Below are 20,108 nucleotides of genomic sequence, written 5' to 3'. Positions count from 1 at the left end.
TTTGTTATTATAAGAATAAGCTGACTAAGGGAGGGATCACATGATTACTTTATTTATTTCACCAAGCTGCACATCCTGCAGAAAGGCAAAGCACTGGTTTGAAACACATGAAATCCCATATAAAGAACGAAATATTATTGGTCGTCCAATGACAAATAGTGAATTAAAGCAAATATTAGAGCTCTCCTTAGAGGGTACGGAGGAGATTATTTCTACACGCTCCAAGACCTTTCAAAAATTAAACATTAATTTGGATGATTTGTCTTTGTCCCAATTACTTGAATTAGTTGAAAAGTATCCAAATTTATTAAGAAGACCGATGATTATGGATGAAAAGCGTCTTCAAATTGGATTTAATGAGGACGAAATTAGAGCTTTTCTGCCTCGTCAGGTAAGGAGACTTGAAATGAGAGATGCACAAATGAGAGCCGGCTTTTAACAGTTTAATTAATTAACAGAAGAATACTTGAGTTGAGGGTTAGTTTTTAGAGCTAGCCTTTTTTATTCTAATTTTGCTAAACTATCCTTATTTCATACAGATTTTTTGTTATAATAATAACAAAATTACTGAGTGATTAGGAGGCATCATGAAAAATTATAGCTATCCGATTGACTTGGATTGGTCAACTGAGGAAATTGTAATTGTTACTGAATTTTTAGCTGCAGTTGAACAAGCGAATGAATCTCATATCGATAAACTAAAATTCATGACAAAATATCAATTATTTAAATCTGTGGTTAAGGGGATTGGAGCGGAGAAGCGTTTAGGTAAAGAATTTGAAAAATTAAGTGGCTTTTCAATCTATCGAACTGTGCAGGCGGCTGAAAAAAGTACAAGGAAAGTGTTTAGTGTATGAATCAAAATAAATTTAATTTAATGGAAAGCTGGCTAAGGGAAGTTCGGGAAAAAATTTTGGCTTGGCTTGATGAGGATTTTACAATTGAAGAAAAAACAGGTCGTTCGGATTTAGTAACGGCTGTTGATAAAGCCGTTCAAGATTTTTTAGTGGCAAAAATAAATACGCATTTTCCAGAGGATGCAATCTTAGCAGAAGAAAATGGTATGGATAAAACCTCAATTGTTTCAGGTGCAGTTTGGGTAATTGATCCAATTGATGGCACCTTAAACTTTGCTGTTCAGCATGATAATTTTGCGATTTTGGTTGCCTATTATCTTGATGGTACGGGGCAGTTTGGCTTTGTTTATGATGTGATGAAAAATAAACTATTTTCTGGTGGTAAAGCCTTTGGTGCTAAACTAAACGGAAAGCTGATTGAGCCAGTTAAAAAGAGAACGTTCTCTGAGGGGCTTATTGGGATTAATGCTGGAATGTATCGTAGAAATAGTCATCAGGTTGCTGATTTGGCCGATCAAACGCTTGGTGTACGGGTCAATGGTTCTGCGGGGCTTGAATTTTGTGCCTTATTTGAAGGGAAATTATTAGGGTATGTCAGTCGTCTTTGTCCTTGGGATTATGCGGCGGGTACAATTATTGCTGAACAATTAGGCTTTTCATACAGTGATTTAGATGGTCAGCCGTTAGACTATCAATCCTGGCAGCCCTTTATTATTTTTCAGTCGAGCTTGTATCCAGAGGCAATCACAATTTTAAATTCAAATTAAAAAAATTTATAAGATTGAAAGTAGCAGGTCTATTTTCAATCTTTTTTACGTAGTAAAAAGTGAGCAAAGAGGTCGATATTTAGCTTTAGCTGAAGTATGCACCTGTTACTCAATTTAAGATATTGGAGGTAAGAGCACAAATGGAAGTATTTGTTGGAACTTTAATCAAAAAAGCGAGTGAAAAAAAGTAAGTGATATTTATATTTTGCCAAATAATCAGCATTATCAAGTGATTTTTAGAGAAGGGGCGTCTACCAGGCTCTATCAATCAATTGATGAAAAGCTTGGTTATCGTCTGATTACGCACATAAAATATTTAGCCAACATGAATGTAGGTGAAAATCGTCGAATTCAGCTTGGTGGGTTAAATTATACTTATGAGCAGCAGCTATTTCGCCTTAGAATCTCAACGGTTGGTGATTATCAAAAGCGTGAATCCATGGTGGTTCGAATTCTACATGATTTTCAAGCAAGAGAACTACATTTTTTGCTAGCCGAGCAGCAGCAGCAGTCGATTCAATTGATTCAAGAAAGAGGCTTATATTTATTTTGTGGTCCAGTTGGCTCAGGAAAAACCACATTAATGCACTATTTGGTAAGTAAAAAATTTAAAGGACAGCAAATTATCTCAATAGAGGATCCTGTTGAAATTGAGAATACTGAAATACTGCAGCTACAGATTAATGAAGCAATTGGTTTGGATTATGAATCCTTAATCAAGCTCAGTCTAAGACATCGACCAGATTTATTAATGATTGGCGAAATTCGCGATTTAAAAACTGCCAAGGCGGTCTTCCAGGCTGCTTTAGCTGGTCACACTGTTTTTTCATCGATTCACGCCAAGAGTCCGGCTAGTATTTTAAGTCGACTGATTGAGCTTGGAATTCCTAAAAGTGACATAGAGCATGCCTTGAAAGGAACGATTTATCAAAGGCTTTTAGCAAGTAAAAATGAAATTGGCTTATGCTTACAAATTGATTCAAATATTATAGTCTCTAATCAGCAATGGAATCAAAATTTGGAAAAATTAGTTAAAATGGGGGTGATCAATGCCAGTCAGACTCAAAAAGAATACTTTAAATGCTAAGGAGCAGCAAAGATTTTTAATGCTGGTGATAGCTTTATTGGAATCTGGCTTTAGTTTGCGTCATATTTTGCAATTTTTAGAATTAACACAATTTTTTAAATTTAAGGTAATGACTAATATTGAGACTATTATCTCTGAGGGTGGTAGTTTACCCGAAGTATTTAATATTTTAGGCTTTAAATCACGTTATACTGCTCAAATTGAGCTTAGTACTACTCATGGTGATTTATTACGCTGTCTAAAGTCGATTGAAACAAGCTTGAGGTATCAATTTCAGCATCGCAGAAAATTACTCCAGGTGGCTTCGTATCCAATTATTTTGATCTGTTTTTTAATTTTTTTAATGCTCGGTCTGGGAAACTATTTGTTACCTCAGCTGGATACAAAAAATTGGGCAACGGACTTAATTATTACTTTACCTAATTTATTAATACTATGTACTGCAATCTCAATCAGTCTTGGCCTTATCATCACCTATTGGTTAAAACAAAAAAATCCAATTACTATTTTAGATGCCGTTACTTGTTTGCCAATTGTTGGTCAATTGATTAGAAATTATTATACAGCCTTTTTTGCAAAGGAGCTTAGCTTATTGATGGCCACAGGTGTTGATATGTTAACAATTACCGCCTTGTTAAAGGGAGTAACCTTCGGTAATTTTTTGTGTAGTGTCGGTCAGTTCATTGATAATCAACTATTGTTGGGAAAAAATTTTCACGAAACAATTCGTATGCTAAAATTTTTAAATCCAGAATTATCATTAATTATACAAACTGGTGAATTGAGAGATAATTTAGCAAAGGAGCTAGAGCTTTATTCTGATGAATGTGAAAAAAACTTTTTCTATCAAATTAATCAGATGCTACAGCTCATTCAACCACTTATCTTCTTGATTGTGGGAATTGTTATTTTATGTATTTATGCTGCCATGCTTTTACCGATTTATCAAAATATGGAGGATATGATTTGAAAAAAATTTTGAAATATCATTTTGAAGCCTTTACTTTAATTGAAATGCTAATCGTCATGGTAATAATCAGTATTCTCCTTCTCTTATTTGTGCCAAATTTGTCCAAACAAAAAGAAGAGGTGCAGGCAAAGGGTGAGACAGCGGTTGTAAGGGTTGTTGAGGCACAAGCCGATATATACGAAATTACGAATGAGAAACTACCATCAATTGCGCAATTGGTTTCTGAAAATTATATTACAGAAAAGCAGGCGAATACTTATCAAGCATATTATCAGAAGCATCCTGAGGACAAATCAAAGCTTAAAATTGATTAGTGCCTTTACTTTACTAGAGTCAATAATTGTAATGTCAGTAATTAGTTTAGTGAGTATTATTTCTATTAAAAATTATCAGGTGGTTCAGCGAACGATAGTTGAGACTTTATTTATTCAACAAATTGAATCTAAAATTAGAGCTACTCAGCGTTTAGCGACAGCTTATGAACAGGATTATTATTTTGGATTTGAAGCTAATAATTTTTATATCCGTTCGCAAGCTACTAACCAAAATGACTGGCAAGCTAAATTACCGACTCATATTAAAAGTTCAAGAGAAAATTTTGTAATTAAATATTTAGCCAATGGTAATTTATCGAAAATTGAAAAGATTGATTTTTACTTAGAGACAAAAATGGAAAGAGTAAGCTATCAATTTTTATTGGGAAGTGGTCAATATAAAAAAACGATATCAGACAATTAGAGGCTATGTTTTAATTGAATCACTACTTGCTTTAGGACTTTCTGCTTTAATTACTGTTTATTTTCTGGATGGACTCAATCAGTTTATTAGCAATAAACAGCTATTGATTAGCCAAGTGACTATACTCAGAGCACTTCAGGAAAGAAAAAATCAATTAGAAATTGCCAAAGATGATTTTGAAATTATTAATGATGAAAAACCTGAAATCAAAGTATCTGCTGATGATTGGCAGAAAATTAGAATATTAAGCATAGAAGGGGCTGAAACCATTACTTTTAAAATTTTGGAGTAAGGCATTTACGATACTGGAAGGTTTGGTTGCTTTAATCGCGATATCAGGTACTCTAATGCTTGTAATTGGGCTAACAAAATTAGAAGCAAAGGTAATATCAGAATTTAAAAATGTTAGTGCTGCAGATTGGGTAAGATTTAGCAATCTATTAGATATCGAGCTGCAGGATGCTCGGTTAATCAAGGTTGAAGAAAATCAGTTATTTGTAGTAAAAAATAGTGACAATAATCAACAAATTATTTCTTTTGGTAGCTCAAGGTCAGGAAATGGCACTGACTTTAGAAAAATGAATGCAGAGGGACTAGGCTATCAGCCAATGCTGATGAACGTTAAGCAGGTAATGATTACGCAAAATGCTGCTTTAATTAAAATTGAGGTGATACTAAAGGATGGCTTTAAAGGCAAGTATTATTGGTATGCTAAATAAGAAACAGGATGGTGGTATTTTATTAATTGTATTAATTTTGTTTAGTATTTTTTTTCTAACCTTTAATTTTTGTCTTGAGCTGCAACAGGACGAATTGCGATTTTTAAAATTACAGAGGCTGTCAACTCGGGTTGGTATCATGGAAGTCATGGCTAAACGTTATCTTATTGAGAAAAATTTAAGGGGTGAGGGCGCCATTCGTTTTGAAAACGGGTTGGTAGAATACTCCTTCATAAATCAGAACGAAGCCATGGTCGAATTTAGAATTTTCCCTGATAGAAATAATCGAATGTATTATTGGTCAAGGCAGGCTATACTAGATTAATAATGATTGCATTGTTCTGTCTGCTCTTGCTAAAATAGAAGCTAGGTAAGCAATTAAAATAATGTTTTAGAAGGTAGAGGTTATAATGCAAATCGAGAAAATTGAAATCGCAGTTGATAAAATAATTTATAATACGCAGCTCATCCAAAATGAATTAGGTGCTGATTTTTTTGATGCATTAGTTGAGCATAATATTCGCTACAAGCAATTTATTGAGTTGAGCAATTCTGAAGACTCGATTTCGGAGCTTGAAAAAAATTTTGAAGCAATTAAAGAACTTGAGCTTACTTCAGAAGCTTTAAGGAAGGCTTTTCAATTTGTAATTATTAAAGGCTATCAAACGACGCGTATTCAAGCTAATCATGCCTTGACGCCTGATAGTATTGGTTTTATTTTTACTTTTTTAATTAATCAGCTAATGGAAAAGGAAGCTCTAAACATACTTGATTTTGGTAGTGGAACGGCTAATTTAAGTCAAACCATTGAGTTTGGTTTACCTAGTAGCAAATTCGGCACTTTAACTGGCATTGAAAATGATCCATTACTAGTTGAGCTAGCAGCGAGTATTGCTGATTTAACAGCAAGCCAGCTCAAGCTAAAGCATATGGATGCAGTCCAATATCAAGACAAAGCAATGGACGTGGTTATTAGTGATTTGCCTGTCGGGTATTATCCACTTGATGGAATCTCTGAGCAGTATCAGGTATCTGCGAAAGAGGGGCATACCTATGCTCATCATTTATTAATTGAGAATGCGTTAAGAAATTTAAAAGCTGGTGGCTTTGCAATTTTTTTAGCGCCGCTTACCTTATTTGACTCCGAACAATCTGATCTATTAGTAAATTGGTTGAAAAAAAGCTGCTATTTACAAATGGTTATTAATTTGCCATCTGAAGCTTTTAGAGCTGAACAAGTTCAAAAGGCAATCTATCTTTTTGAAAAACCAAGCGATTCCAATCAACAAAATGAATTATTTATTTATCAATTAATGAGTTTAAAATCACCTGAAGCTATTAAGGATTTTATGAAAATGTTGAAAAGCTGGCAAGCAAAGCGGGCTTAATGCTTTTCTTCATTTCTTCAGAATATCATAAAAAAGCGTTTTCAAAATCCGTTTTTTTTGTTAAACTGGATATGTTAACCTAAATGAATGATAGAAGCTAAGAACAATTTTTTGCTACTCTTTGATAGAGCTTGTGTTAATTATAAAGAGTAGCAAGTTGTTTATGGCTAGATAAGGAAGAATGATTATGTCTAAAACAATCGCAATCAATGCAGGAAGTTCTAGTTTAAAATGGCAGCTTTACAAAATGCCTGAAGAAATCGTTATTGCCAAGGGTATTGTTGAAAGAATTGGTCTAAAAGATTCAATATTTACAATTAAATATGGTGATGGTCAAAAATTTGAAGAAATTGAAACCGTTCCCAATCATGAACAGGCGGTTGAAAAGCTTTTAGAAGAGTTAATTAATTTAAAAATTATTGAATCATTTGATGAAATTACTGGTGTAGGACATCGCGTTGTTGCTGGTGGGGAAACATTTAAAAAATCGGTTGTTGTGACAGATGAAGTTTTGAAAAAAATTGAATCGCTTGCAGAGCTTGCACCACTTCATAATCCGGCCAATGCTTCGGGAATTAGAGCATTTAAAAAAATCTTGCCAGATATTGTGTCGGTTGCAGTTTTTGATACGGCATTTCATTCAACAATGCCACCAGTTAATTATTTATATAGTTTGCCTAGAAGCTACTATGAGGATTTTAAAGTCAGAAAGTATGGTGCGCATGGTACAAGTCATGCCTATGTTAGTAAAAAGGCTGCAGAGATTTTAGGCAAACCGCTTGAAGAAACAAAGTTGATTACTGCTCATATTGGAAATGGTGCTTCTATCACTGCTGTAAGACATGGTCGCTCAGTCGATACTTCGATGGGATTCACACCATTAGCAGGGGTAACAATGGGTACGCGTTCAGGTGATATTGATCCGTCAGCTCTGCCATTTATTATGGAGAAGCTTGGTCTGACAAATATTAATGATATGATTGATATTTTAAATCGTCAGTCTGGGTTATTAGGTATTTCAGGGATTTCCTCTGATATGCGTGATATTATTGACGAACGTAAGGCTGGTAATCATGACGCTGAATTAGCCTTTGATATTTTTGTTAATCGAATTCAAAAATATATTGGCCAATATTTAGCAGTCCTACATGGCGCAGATGCGATTGTCTTTACTGCTGGAATTGGCGAAAATTCAACTTGGGTAAGAAGTGCCATTGTTGAAGATCTTGAATGGTTTGGCATTAAAATTGATGAGCGTAAAAATGTTTTTGGCGTTGAAGGGGATATTTCAACAGAGGATTCTAAGGTTAAAGTGCTTGTGATTCCGACAGATGAGGAATTAGTAATTGCACGTGATGTGGAAAAGTTAAGAAATAGATCATAAAAATAAAAAACTCAAAGTCTTCTTGTACTTTGGGTTTTTTTATATGATAAAATATAGTAATAATAATTATAGAGAAATATCAATCTATCAATAGATTATGGGAGGCAAATATGAAACAAACAATAGTGATGCTATATGGCGGTCGTAGCGCTGAACGTGAGGTATCTATCCTTTCAGCTTTTTCGGTATTGAGTGCGATCGATTATAATCGCTATTTTGTTAAAACTTACTTTATTACTCAGGCAGGGGACTTTATTCGTGGTAAGCATTTTGACATTAAGCCGAATACACAAGAAGAATTATTAACTAATCAAAGTATTACTCTAGCAGATAAAATTTCGCCAAGCGAAATTTATGAAGCAAAGGCAATTTGCTTTCCAGTTTTACATGGTCCAATGGGAGAGGATGGAACGATTCAGGGCTTTTTAGAAACAATTAAAATGCCTTATGTAGGTGTAGGTGTTCTGGCATCGGCGACTGGTATGGACAAGATTACGACGAAATTATTACTTGAGACAGCAGGTATCCCACAGGTTAAATTTATCGCACTTAATCGAAGTGAGTTTGCCGAAAATAGCCAGCAAATCATTGATCGCTGTGAAGAAAAATTGGATTATCCGATGTTTATTAAACCAGCTAATATGGGATCATCTGTTGGTATCTCTAAAGCAGATAATTCTTCAGAATTGGTTTCGGGTTTAGCCATAGCAGCCAAATATGATTCAAGAATTTTGGTTGAACAGGGTTTAGCTGCACGTGAAATAGAGGTAGCTGTTTTAGGTAATGAGCTAGTCGAAACAACAGAGCCTGGAGAAATTGTTAAGGATGTCGCTTTTTATGACTATAATTCTAAATATATTGATAACCGCATCGAGATGCAAATTCCAGCTCAGGTTAATGATGCTGTTAAGCATAAGGTACGTATTTATGCCAAAAGGGCCTATCAATTATTAGATTGTTCAGGTCTGGCACGCTGTGATTTTTTCTTAGATGAAAATAATGAAGTTTACCTAAATGAGCTAAATACAATGCCAGGCTTTACTGAATTTTCAATGTATCCATTATTATGGGAAAATATGGGCTTGACCTATGCGGATTTAATCGAAAAATTATTAACGTTAGCTGTTGAACGCTTTGAATTAAGACAGAGCTATTTTGAACAATAGTCTGTATTGTGAATCGTGGATTAAGAATATTTAGTAGTGAATAGAAAGCAGTGATTTATTAATGAAACTAACTTTACATCAAATCGGTGCAATTGTTTCGGCTGAAAATGATTACCAATCGTTCCCTGATTTAATAATTGGTGATTTTGAATTTGACTCTAGGAAAATTAAGGCAGGCGATTGCTTTCTACCACTTAGGGGCTCAAGAGATGGTCATGACTTTATCGATTTGGCAAAAGAAAAAGGTGCAATCGCAACCTTTTCAGAACGGGATATCAGCAATATGCCATATCTTAAAGTTAAAGATAATTTAGTTGCCTTTCAACAATTAGCAAGCTATGTCAGACAGCATTCGGATATTAAGGTAATAGCAATAACTGGTAGTAACGGTAAAACAACTACTAAAGATATGATTGCTGCTGTCATGTCAGAAGCATGCCATACATATAAAACACAGGGTAATTATAATAATGAAATTGGCTTACCCTATACAATTTTGCACATGCCAGAGGAAACGACTTATTTAGTATTGGAAATGGGTCAGGATCATTTTGGTGATATCCGTTTGCTTTCAGAAATTGCACGTCCTGATATTGCTGTTATTACGATGATTGGTGAAGCGCATCTTGAATTTTTTGGCAGTCGAGAAAAAATTGCTGAAGGCAAAATGCAAATTCAGGATGGTTTATCAGAGAATGGGTTATTAGTGATACCAGATGATGAAATATTAGACCCATATATTAAGGTGCAGCGAGTTAAACGTTTTGGAGAGAGTGGTGAAATTTTTATTACGAATTTTAAGGAAGGTAAAACTAAAAGTCTTTTTTCCGTAAATTTTGCTGAAGGTGAATTCGAAATACCGCTTAGTGGCCTTTATAATGCAAAAAATGCACTTTTGGCGATTTATGTCGGCCTAGCGACACACCAGCTGACAATCTCTAAAATTCACCATGCCTTAGTAAATTTAAAGCTAACGCGTAACCGAACAGAATGGTTGTATTCAAAATCTGGTATTGAAATTTTAAGTGATGTCTATAATGCTAATCCAACTGCTATGGGCTTAACCCTGGACTCCTTTTTAGAATTGCCAGGTCAATCTAAAATTGCTGTTTTAGCAGATATGAAAGAATTAGGAGCGGAATCGAAGGCCTTACATCAATCGATGATTTTACATCTTAATCCAGAAAAGCTTCAAAGGCTATTTTTGTACGGTGAAGAAATGTGGCCATTAGCAGAGCTGGCAGCAGAGATTTATCCACGAGGCGCAGTTCGGTTTTATCAAAAAAATGCAAATATAGATGAGAAATCCGAGCTGATTGAAGATTTATTAGACTGTGTTTCGGCTACAGATCAAGTACTTTTGAAGGGCTCAAATAGTATGCATTTAGATCAGGCTGTTGAAAAATTATTAGAAAAATAGGTGAGTTTAAAGTATATTTATATGTTAAGAGTTGTTAATTATTTATTGTTAATTACTTAACGTAAGATGAATTATATTAGCACATAGTGTATACTTAAATATGTTTTGTAGCCATTTTTAATTAAAGAAAAGTGATACTACAAATAATCATTAAAAAAATTGGTTATTAATTAAGGAGAAATCATGTTTTTGTTTTCAAAAAAAGATCGAATTTTACTTAAAGAATTAGTGAAAACAGATTTTAAATTACGTTATCAAGGAAGCTTGATTGGACACTTATGGTCCATTTTAAAGCCTATCATGCTATTTAGTGTGATGTATTTGGTGTTTATTCATTTTTTAAGATTAGGACAGGACATTCCACATTTTGCTGTGGCCTTACTTTTAGGTATGATTATGTGGAATTTTTTTCAAGAAACCACCTCAATGGGTTTAACCTCTATTGTTGCGCGCGGTGATTTATTGAGAAAGCTTGATTTTCCAAAAGAAATTGTCGTTATTTCTGTATCTATCAATGCGATGATTAATTTTTTGATTAATTTGCTTGTTGTTATTGCTTTCGCCTTGATTAATGGTGTTAGCTTGTCTCCATTTGCCTTACTAGCACCCTTATTATTTGTCGAGCTGTATATTTTTTCTTTAGGAATTGCATTTTTACTGGCAACCTTATTTGTTCGTTTTCGAGATATTGCACCGATATGGGAAGTGGTCATGCAAGCTGGAATGTACGCAACACCTATTATTTATCCAATTACAATGGTGATTAATACAAGTCCAACTATAGCGAAGGTAATGATGATGAATCCACTTGCGCAAATCATTCAAGATGCGCGACATTTATTAATTAGTGATCAAAATATTATAATCAGTCAAATGGTTTCAACAAAATTTATGTGGATTCCTTACTTTATACCTTTTGTTGTTTTATTAATCGGTTATTCAGTATTCAAACATAGCTCAAAAAAATTTGCGGAGATTCTTTAATATGGAAAAAAATATTGCAGTTAAAGTTGACCATGTTAGTAAATCTTTTCGTTTACCAACAGATGTGTCACAATCACTTAGAACAACCTTGGTTAACGTCTTTAAGGGCGTTAAAGGTTACACAGAACAAAAAGTTTTGGAAGATATTGATTTTGAGGTAAATAAAGGCGATTTTTTTGGAATTGTTGGTCGAAACGGTAGTGGTAAATCAACACTTTTAAAAATTATTTCACAAATCTATGTACCTGAAAAAGGAAATGTAGCAATTAATGGTAAGCTTGTTTCTTTTATTGAGCTGGGAGTTGGCTTCAATCCTGAATTAACTGGTCGTGAAAATGTCTATTTAAACGGTGCATTACTCGGCTTTTCAACTAAAGAAATTGATGGGATGTATGAAGAGATCGTTGAATTTGCTGAATTACGAGATTTTATGCATCAAAAATTAAAAAACTATTCCAGTGGAATGCAGGTTCGATTGGCGTTTTCAGTAGCTATTAAGGCCAAATCGGATGTTTTAATCTTGGATGAAGTTTTAGCGGTCGGAGATGAGGCATTTCAAAGGAAATGTTTTGATCATTTTGCGCAATTGAAAAAAGAAAATAAAACGGTTATTCTTGTTACTCATGACATGGGAGCTGTTCAAAATTTCTGTAATCGGGCGATTTTAATTAACGATGGACAACTAGAGATTGATGGTACGCCCCTTGAGGTTGCTAAGCGTTACCGCGAGCTTAATCGCCAAAATGAAATTGGAGAAGCAGTTGACGAACCTGAAGAAACTCGTGTAGAAGAAGCCGAAGCAGCACAAAGGGTTAAGCTTAATTCCAAGGTTGCTGTTTCAAACGAACAGGTTATTTTCGACTTAAATTTTGAATCTAAAGTTGATATTGATGATCCAGTAGTCACTTTTGTACTTATGGATCCAACTGGTCGATGGATTTATCGATATGTTACAGATGAAAAAATGGATGAAAAACAGACGATGATTGCTGGGCAATCTCGAAATTATCATATTGAATTAGAAAATATTTTTCCAGATGGTAAGTATACATCCTTGATTAGTGTGAAAAAGCGTGATCGTAGTGAAGAATATGCTAATTATGAAGAGGCAACACCTTTTGAAATTATTAGTTCGGGCAGCTTTCCAAATGATAAATATTGGAAAATTTCTGAGAGGATTACACTAAGCTGATGCTAAAAAAAAATTTTGATTTTAGGTACTTTAAAATTAAATACCTAAATTCTCCAATAAAATTATGGCAGTATCGTGAGCCGGGCTTTATTAACTTCGGTGATGAGCTAGGTGCTGATATTATCCAACGTTTATTTAGAAAAAAAGTAGAACTCTATGCCTCCAGTTCGATTGATAACCATATTAAGTATGATTTGATTTCAGTAGGTTCGATTTTAGATTTTTTTATGAAAGTTGATTATCCTTTAAACATCTGGGGCTCTGGTATGATGTTGGATTACCAAAAAACTGAGGATAATAATAATTTGACTTTTCATGCAGTCCGAGGTGAAATTACCAGAAAACAATTGGGGAGCAAGTGGCAAAATATTGCCTTAGGAGATCCAGGGTTATTATGTAGCTTAATTTATACTAATGAAGTGGAAAAATTAGATAAAATTGGGATAATACTCCATTTTTCCGATGAAAAGCAATCGTTAATGGATAAGGTTAACTCAGAGTCTGAAAAATATTTATTGATTTCTGTAAAACAAGAGCCCGAAAAAGTAGCCGATTTAATAAAACAATGTAAATTGATTTTATCTTCTTCTCTTCACGGCTTGATTGTTGCGGATAGCTTTGGTATACCAAATATTCATGTCCCATTGTCCAACCTAAATGGTAATGGCGGTAAATATGGTAATAAATTCTTAGATTATTATTCGGCGATTGGTAAAGATTATCAGTTTTTGGCGGCTGATTTGATTTTTGATGCTGCTGCACATGCGCAAGTTATTACTAATTATCAAAAAATAAGTACCTTGAAAGATATTCAAGAAAAATTGATTAACTCTTTTCCATATTAGTTATCAGATTGTTTAGTGTAATTTGTATTTACTTAAAGTTGAGGGAGATTGATATGAAAAATATTGAAAAATCGAGAAAACCTTTAGTAAGTGTAATCATAACTAATTATAATAAAAAATTATATATAAAAGAAGCTGTTGAAAGCGTCTTTAAACAAGACTACGAAAATTTTGAATTAATCATTGCTGATGATTGCTCTACGGATGGTAGCATTGAAATTTTAAAGCAGTTAGAAGAAAAATATCCAAAAATTAAATTAATTTTAAATTCTGAAAATCTTGGTATTGCAAAAAATTGGATTAATGTTTGCAAATTAGCAAAGGGTAAATACATTGCTCGTTTAGATGGCGATGATTATTGGCTTGATCCGGCAAAGCTTTCAAAACAGGTTGCTCTTTTAGAAGCTCATGTAGATTTCGGACAAGTATATACAGACTATGATATTCTGAATATTGATGGCACCATCGAGCGTGCTGTCAATAAAAATTTGGTTGCAGCCAATCCTGAGAATTTTGCGACACATCTGGTATTATTGACAATGACCATGTCTGGCTCTTGGCTGGTCAGGACAGAGTTAATGCAAAAGATTAATCAAGAAATTAATCAGGAAACGGCTGATGATACTTTTGACATTCAATTAGAACTATTTGCGCAATCAAAAGTTTATTATTTAGATGAGGCGACTGTTGTCTATAGACGTTTAGAAAATAGTGACAGTAGCATAACTGATGGTAAAAAGTATCTAAAACGTTTGAAGAAGCTTAATGAGACGCAATGGCAATATATTAACAAGTACCCAGATTTATTTTTTGAAAACATTGCGGCGAATGAATTAAATCGTTTTGGTTTGAAAGTTCAAAATCATAAATGGCATGAGCTTAGTAAAGAAAAGGATAAGCAAATTTTTCTTTTTAACAATGAGCTCTCTGAGTTGAAAAAACATTTGGCTATTCAGAATCAGCTATTAGCTTCTAAGGAAGCTGAGCTATTGCAAAAAAATCAAGAATTGAATGAAATAAAAAATTCATTTTGGTATAAAGTTTTCAAGGTTTTTTTGCATCGTGCTTCAAATGATAAGAAATAGTTTTATCTATATTGTGAGAGATTTGTGAGGGTGTTAAGGGATGAAACGGATAGCAATTTACTTTTTTTATGATTCAGCAGGCACAGTCCATGACTATGTTGATTATTTTTTAACAGATTTGAGTAAGAATACTCAAAAAATAATTACTGTAGTTAATGGTAGCCTTGATGAAGCCAATAAAAAGAAATTATTAAAGTTTGGCGAGGTAATTGAAAGAGAAAATCATGGTTTGGATGTAGGTGCTTATCAAGAGGGTATTAGGAAGCTTGGCTCTGATTTAAAGTCGTATGATGAGCTAATCTTGTTAAACAATACCATTATGGGACCACTTTATCCATTCAAAGAGACTTTTGATAAAATGGACCAAAACAAAGAAATTGATTTTTGGGGCTTAACTAAGGTTGGTGAAATGCAATTACCACCTCATCTTTTACCAACAGCATATTACGGATACTATCCTGATCACATTCAATCACATTGGATTGCAATTAGGTCCAGCTTATTTAATACAATGGATTGGGAAAAATATTGGTATGATATGCCAGAAATTACTTCCTATGACATGAGTGTTGGACACCATGAAACAGTTTTTACCAGATATTTTGCTGACTTAGGCTATAAATGGCAGGTTTCTGTGGATACTGATCATTTTTATCCGAACACGATTGCGCCAATTTACTATATTCCGCATTTAATGGTGAAAGAATTACGATGTCCAATTTTTAAAAAACGGGCGGCTTTTAATGATTTACAGCAATATGTGGAACAGGGAAGTGGTGAACAAAATCCTGAGTTATTTGACTTTATTAAAAATCAAACTGACTATCCGTTTGAATTAATTGGGCCAAGTATTTTGCCAAATTATCACTATTACGATATTTACAAAAACATGGCTAATGTCGAAATATTACCTTCTGAGTATTCAGTAGCACAGAAGAATCGTCTAAGAATTGCTTTTATTCTTCATCTTTATTTCGAGGATTTAATCGATGATTATTTAGCGTACGCTAAAAATATGCCAGCTAATGTTGACGTTTTTGTAACAACTAGCCAGCAGCATTTGATTAATCAAATTGAAGAGAAATTTTCAGCTTTGACAAATCAGGTCAAAGTTATTTTAGTAAATAACCGTGGAAGAGATGTTTCGGCGCTATTAGTTGGGGCTCGTGAGATTGTTTTAAACGGTGGTTATGATTTAATTTGTTATTCTCATGATAAGAAAACTACTCAATTAGGGAATCAGACCGTAGGCTATAGCTTTGCTCATAAATGTAATGTGAATATCTATGGCACTAAGCCGTATGTTGAAAATGTGATTCATTTATTTGAATCAGATAACCAATTAGGCTTAGCCGTTGCACCAGAGCCTAATCATGGTGATTTTTTTTGGACGGTTCAAAAAGAATGGACTCCGGATCCAAATAATGTTGAAAATACGAAATCATTATTGAAACGTTTAGGGGTTAATGTGCCAATTGATGGTGAGCATCAAGTAGTAGCACCATTAGGTTCGGTTTTTTGGTTTAGACCTAAGGCGATGGCTAAATTATTTCAGGTTGAATGGCAGTATGAGGATTTTCCAGAAGAGCCTTTACCAGTTGACGGTACAATTTCTCATGCCATTGAACGCTCGTATCCGTTTATTGCCCAGGATGCAAATTATTACATCAAAACAATTATGACGGATAAATATGCAGCAGTAGAATATTTAAATTTAAAATTTTATTTACGTCAGATTACAAAGAAAATTGCGGCATTTCCACCTTTTGATCAGCAGGGGACTCTTGCAGGTAAATTAGGTGCAATAGAGCTACTTACAGATATTGGTAATCAGAATAAGCAAGCTGTCAAATTTAATTCTGTTAAAACTTTTTTACGTCGAGTTAAAAATTATATTTTGAGAAAATTGAATAAAAGATAGTATTTGAGGATGTATAATGAAAAAAATTTTAAAGCGTCATTTATCTAAGTACCCGATTATTAAACGCCAGTATCAGAAGTTTAGAAGAGCTTATGCGATTAATCCGATGGAAAAATTACAGCAAACGATGCTGTCGGAAATGATGCCTTCAAATTCAGAATTAGCAGCGATGAGAAAAAAAGCGGAAGCATTTGTTTATCAGCCACTAATTTCTATTATTATGCCTACCTACAACACAGATTTAGGAATGCTAGTGGAGGCAATCGAATCTGTTCATGCACAGGCTTATGAAAATTGGGAGCTAGTTATTGTTGATGATTGTTCTCCAAATGCTGCTGTTCGTGATAAAATTAATGAATATGCGCGTAAAGATACAAGAATCGTTACAGAATTTTTATCTACCAATCATCATATTGCCGGGGCCACTAATCGCGGTTTTGAAGTGGCTACTGGTGACTATATCGCACTTTTTGACCACGATGATTATCTTTATCCAAATGCCCTTTTTGAAAATGTACTTGTAATTAATCAATATCCACAGCTATGCTTTATTTATTCAGATGAGGATAAAATTGATGAACATGGCAACCATCATTTTGATCCCTATCTTAAACCAGAGTTTAATCCGGATTTTTTAAGATGTATGAATATGATTACTCATTTTGTTGTTTTTAAAAAAGAATTACTTTCTGAGCTTGGTGGTGAAGATAAAGGCTATAATGGCGCTCAAGATTGGGAATTTGTGATGCGTTTAACGGATCATCTGGCACTTACAGAAATTTATCATATTAACAAAGTGATTTATTCATGGCGAGTGCATAGTAATTCGACTGCCATGTCAACAGGGACGAAGCCTTATGTGCCAGAAGCACAGAGAAATCTACTTCGTAAAGATTTAGCAAATAAAGATGCTAAAGGTGTTAAAATTTATGAAAATTATGAATCAATTGGTCAATGGTTATTTCAATATCCTATTCAAGATAATTTTCCATTAGTGAGCATTGTTATTAAAGATGAAGGAAATATAGCGAATTTAGAGCGACTATTGAATTCGATATTCATAAAAACTTCTTATTTTAATTATGAAATTATTTTAGATTCCAAACGAGAGGCCAGTCTTGAGATTTTGCGCGCCTTTACAGTAAAGCATGAAAATATTAGTGAGTCAATTAATGGTGAATATGTTTTGGTAGTGAGTAGTCAATTAGAAATTTTGACTTTTGATTGGATTGAAAAGCTACTGGGTCAAGCTCAACGTGAGGAAATCGCCTATGTAATGCCTAGATTAGTTGGTGAAGCCATTAATGAGGTTAAAAGTGTGGGGATTGTTGTAACAGATAAAGGTGAAATCTTGAATTTATTAAATGGATTTGATACCCTTGGACTTAGGACATTATCAGAACATATTTATTTAAGTACTCATCATTATATTAGTGGTGTTAATCCAAGCTGCTATATGGTGAGTAAGGCGCTATACCATAACCAGACTAATGCTTTAATTAATTCTTTGCAGATCAATCGTAAAGGCTTACATAATCTGTTTATTAGTGATGTCCAAATTAGAACCAATCAATTTGATTTGATTCCAAAATCATATGGTATTTATAAAGAGTTTGAAAATTTTCAAGACTTATATGTTAATGCCAATTTTCTAAAAATTGAGAGAAAATTTATACGAGGTGAATGATGAAAGTTGCAATTACAGGTGCAAATGGCTATATTGGTCGTCATGTTGTAAATGCCGCAATTAAGGCTGGACATGAAGTTTATGCAATTGATATAGACTTTAAAAATGTTCCAAATGAAGCTAAAAGAATAGAAATTGATATTTTTGATCATAAAAGCAATGTATTTCAATTAATGGCTAAACCCGATGTCTTAATTCATTTGGCATGGCGAGATGGATTTATTCATAATTCAGAGCAGCATATGAAAAATCTCTCTGACCATGTGCAATTTATTCGTAACTATGTTAAGCATGGCGGAAAAAATGTTGCTGTTATGGGAAGTATGCATGAAATTGGCTATCATGAAGGGGCAATTGACGAAAATACACCTTGTAATCCGCTCTCACAGTACGGTGTTGCTAAAAATGCGATGCGCCAATCCTTATTATTAGCGGCGAAGGAGCTAAATTTTAATTTATACTGGCTACGTGCCTATTATATATTTGGTGATGATCGAGTTGGTAGTTCTATTTTCGCTAAATTAACTTTAGCAGCTGATGAGGGTAAAAAGACCTTCCCGTTTACAACCGGCAAGAACAAGTTCGATTTTATTTCCGTGCAAGAATTAGGTAAAATGATTGTTGCAGCGTCTACACAAGATAAAATAACTGGAGTTATAAATGTCAGTACGGGTAATCCAAAATCCTTGGCAGAACAAATTGAATGGTATATTAAAGTACATCACTGGGATATCAAGCTTGAGTATGGGGCTTTCCCTGATCGTCCTTATGATAGTCCAGCAATCTGGGGCGATGCGACTAAGATTCAACAAATTATGGGTGAAGTAGATGGCAAGTAAACATCAGCGTATTTTTTATTTGGATTTAATCCGAGCAATCGCTGTATTGCTAATAGTGTTATGCCATTATAATGCTAATTTTATAGGTTATAATGGTCCAGCTCAACTAGAAAAAATTGTTTTTTTTGAATATCCTTTTGGTATTTATATAGGTGATTTAGGTGTTGGTCTGTTTATGCTGATTTCTGGTGCTGCAATGTGGCATGTTTATGGTGGACGAAAACTAAACTATTTTAAATTTATCAAGAAACGGTTATTGTCCATTTTACCGATGTTCTATATTGCTTACTTGTCCGCTTTTCTATTTCAATTTTGGCTAAATAGAGGTTTTACTGCTGCTGGCGTCTCGTTGAAATATTTTATTAGTACGATTCTAGGATTTGATTCTTTATTTGCCACGTTAGGGCTTCCGAATTTTATGCTTGTTGGCGAATGGTTTATTGGTATGATCATTGTAATTTATTTATTATTTCCAATAATCAAGTGGCTTGTGGCGAGTAGTAGTCTATTTTCATTAGCAATTGCTGTTATTATTGAAATTATTGTAAATATACCAGTACAAACTGTCAGTACAAATTGGCATTTTTTACAATTAACGATTGGTTATGTACCAATTTTTATTGCTGGTATGCTTATTCAAAAGCATATTGAGAATTTCAAACGATTATGGCTGTTAATACCTAGTTTAACCATATTAGTTCTAAATTCGTTTATTGATCAAACAATAATCAATAGTAAAATTCAAATGATATATATTAGTATTGCTTGTTTTTTTATTGCGATTTTAGTTGCAAAATATGTTAATCAGACTTTATGTCGTAATGTTGTGAATTTGATTTGTAAATATTCATATGCAATTTTTCTGACTCATCATTATATTACAAATCAATTAGTGAAACATTTTGATATTCAAATAATTAGTATTAAACAAAGCTATATCTTGTTTTTTATGATTTTACCAGTTATTTTTTTCTGTAGTTGGGCCTTATATAAACTTAATATTTCACTTTTTCAATTGTTTAAAAAACAAACAGGATAAATTTTTGCTGAGAATGAAAG

22 protein-coding genes are annotated in these 20,108 nt (G+C 33.6%); all 22 read left to right on the top strand.

Features of this window, described 5'->3' with window-relative positions:
• Nucleotides 1–40 precede the first annotated feature (40 nt).
• The 22 genes from spxA (at nt 41) to HOY35_RS07560 (ending at nt 20,088) form a co-directional block, all read left to right on the top strand.
• A complete protein-coding gene (spxA, locus tag HOY35_RS07665; protein WP_172212075.1) occupies nt 41–439 on the top strand; it encodes a transcriptional regulator SpxA in 399 nt (132 codons plus the stop codon).
• 148 nt (nt 440–587) lie between these two features.
• Nucleotides 588–857: a UPF0223 family protein gene (locus HOY35_RS07660; RefSeq protein WP_172212077.1), complete on the top strand. Its 270-nt coding sequence runs from the start codon at nt 588–590 to the stop codon at nt 855–857.
• A complete protein-coding gene (locus tag HOY35_RS07655; RefSeq protein ID WP_249641509.1) occupies nt 854–1,624 on the top strand; it encodes an inositol monophosphatase family protein in 771 nt (256 codons plus the stop codon). Before HOY35_RS07660 ends, HOY35_RS07655 begins: the two co-directional genes overlap by 4 nt.
• A gap of 196 nt (nt 1,625–1,820) precedes the next feature.
• A complete protein-coding gene (gene comGA / locus HOY35_RS07650; protein ID WP_172212227.1) occupies nt 1,821–2,711 on the top strand; it encodes a competence type IV pilus ATPase ComGA in 891 nt (296 codons plus the stop codon).
• On the top strand, nt 2,674–3,681 hold the full coding sequence (comGB, locus tag HOY35_RS07645; protein ID WP_172212079.1) for a competence type IV pilus assembly protein ComGB: 1,008 nt from the start codon (nt 2,674–2,676) through the stop codon (nt 3,679–3,681). Before comGA ends, comGB begins: the two co-directional genes overlap by 38 nt.
• Complete coding sequence (gene comGC, locus HOY35_RS07640) at nt 3,678–3,995, top strand: competence type IV pilus major pilin ComGC (RefSeq protein ID WP_172212081.1); 318 nt, start codon at nt 3,678–3,680, stop codon at nt 3,993–3,995. The genes comGB and comGC overlap by 4 nt, the downstream gene beginning before the upstream one ends.
• Nucleotides 3,996–4,026: 31 nt before the next feature.
• Nucleotides 4,027–4,419 carry a hypothetical protein gene (locus tag HOY35_RS07635; protein WP_172212083.1) on the top strand — a complete coding sequence of 131 codons (393 nt, stop codon included), beginning with the start codon at nt 4,027–4,029 and terminating at the stop codon, nt 4,417–4,419.
• On the top strand, nt 4,385–4,711 hold the full coding sequence (locus tag HOY35_RS07630; RefSeq protein WP_172212085.1) for a hypothetical protein: 327 nt from the start codon (nt 4,385–4,387) through the stop codon (nt 4,709–4,711). Before HOY35_RS07635 ends, HOY35_RS07630 begins: the two co-directional genes overlap by 35 nt.
• A 55-nt stretch (nt 4,712–4,766) precedes the next feature.
• Nucleotides 4,767–5,138: a ComGF family competence protein gene (locus HOY35_RS07625; RefSeq protein WP_172212087.1), complete on the top strand. Its 372-nt coding sequence runs from the start codon at nt 4,767–4,769 to the stop codon at nt 5,136–5,138.
• The gene (gene comGG, locus HOY35_RS07620) at nt 5,101–5,463 is read left to right on the top strand and encodes a competence type IV pilus minor pilin ComGG (RefSeq protein WP_172212089.1); all 363 of its coding nucleotides are present in this window, start codon (nt 5,101–5,103) and stop codon (nt 5,461–5,463) included. Before HOY35_RS07625 ends, comGG begins: the two co-directional genes overlap by 38 nt.
• Nucleotides 5,464–5,548: 85 nt before the next feature.
• Nucleotides 5,549–6,526, top strand: a complete 978-nt coding sequence (locus HOY35_RS07615) for a class I SAM-dependent methyltransferase (RefSeq protein ID WP_172212091.1) — start codon at nt 5,549–5,551, stop codon at nt 6,524–6,526.
• A gap of 187 nt (nt 6,527–6,713) precedes the next feature.
• Complete coding sequence (locus tag HOY35_RS07610; protein ID WP_172212093.1) at nt 6,714–7,910, top strand: acetate/propionate family kinase; 1,197 nt, start codon at nt 6,714–6,716, stop codon at nt 7,908–7,910.
• 110 nt (nt 7,911–8,020) lie between these two features.
• Nucleotides 8,021–9,076: a D-alanine--D-alanine ligase gene (locus tag HOY35_RS07605; RefSeq protein WP_172212095.1), complete on the top strand. Its 1,056-nt coding sequence runs from the start codon at nt 8,021–8,023 to the stop codon at nt 9,074–9,076.
• A 61-nt stretch (nt 9,077–9,137) separates the two neighbouring features.
• Entirely contained in the window at nt 9,138–10,496 is a 1,359-nt protein-coding gene (gene murF, locus HOY35_RS07600) for a UDP-N-acetylmuramoyl-tripeptide--D-alanyl-D-alanine ligase (protein WP_172212097.1), read from the top strand.
• Nucleotides 10,497–10,679: 183 nt separating this feature from the next.
• On the top strand, nt 10,680–11,480 hold the full coding sequence (locus HOY35_RS07595) for an ABC transporter permease (protein WP_172212099.1): 801 nt from the start codon (nt 10,680–10,682) through the stop codon (nt 11,478–11,480).
• Between the two features lies 1 nt (nt 11,481).
• Complete coding sequence (locus tag HOY35_RS07590) at nt 11,482–12,672, top strand: polysaccharide ABC transporter ATP-binding protein (protein ID WP_172212101.1); 1,191 nt, start codon at nt 11,482–11,484, stop codon at nt 12,670–12,672.
• Nucleotides 12,672–13,517, top strand: a complete 846-nt coding sequence (locus HOY35_RS07585) for a polysaccharide pyruvyl transferase family protein (protein WP_172212103.1) — start codon at nt 12,672–12,674, stop codon at nt 13,515–13,517. Before HOY35_RS07590 ends, HOY35_RS07585 begins: the two co-directional genes overlap by 1 nt.
• 53 nt (nt 13,518–13,570) lie before the next feature.
• Nucleotides 13,571–14,602: a glycosyltransferase family 2 protein gene (locus HOY35_RS07580; protein ID WP_172212105.1), complete on the top strand. Its 1,032-nt coding sequence runs from the start codon at nt 13,571–13,573 to the stop codon at nt 14,600–14,602.
• A gap of 40 nt (nt 14,603–14,642) precedes the next feature.
• Nucleotides 14,643–16,523, top strand: a complete 1,881-nt coding sequence (locus HOY35_RS07575; protein WP_172212107.1) for a rhamnan synthesis F family protein — start codon at nt 14,643–14,645, stop codon at nt 16,521–16,523.
• Between the two features lie 16 nt (nt 16,524–16,539).
• Nucleotides 16,540–18,210 carry a glycosyltransferase gene (locus HOY35_RS07570; RefSeq protein ID WP_172212109.1) on the top strand — a complete coding sequence of 557 codons (1,671 nt, stop codon included), beginning with the start codon at nt 16,540–16,542 and terminating at the stop codon, nt 18,208–18,210.
• Nucleotides 18,210–19,049, top strand: a complete 840-nt coding sequence (locus HOY35_RS07565) for an NAD(P)-dependent oxidoreductase (protein WP_213173263.1) — start codon at nt 18,210–18,212, stop codon at nt 19,047–19,049. The genes HOY35_RS07570 and HOY35_RS07565 overlap by 1 nt, the downstream gene beginning before the upstream one ends.
• On the top strand, nt 19,039–20,088 hold the full coding sequence (locus tag HOY35_RS07560; protein ID WP_172212113.1) for an acyltransferase family protein: 1,050 nt from the start codon (nt 19,039–19,041) through the stop codon (nt 20,086–20,088). Before HOY35_RS07565 ends, HOY35_RS07560 begins: the two co-directional genes overlap by 11 nt.
• The last annotated feature ends 20 nt before the right edge of the window (nt 20,089–20,108 follow it).

Origin of the sequence: Enterococcus sp. MMGLQ5-1 (assembly GCF_013155265.1) — a bacterium.
In the GTDB taxonomy this organism is placed as follows: Bacteria; Bacillota; Bacilli; order Lactobacillales; family Streptococcaceae; genus MMGLQ5-1.
The sequence above is the reverse complement of the archived record's forward strand: the minus strand, read 5'-3'. Positions and strand labels throughout refer to the sequence as shown.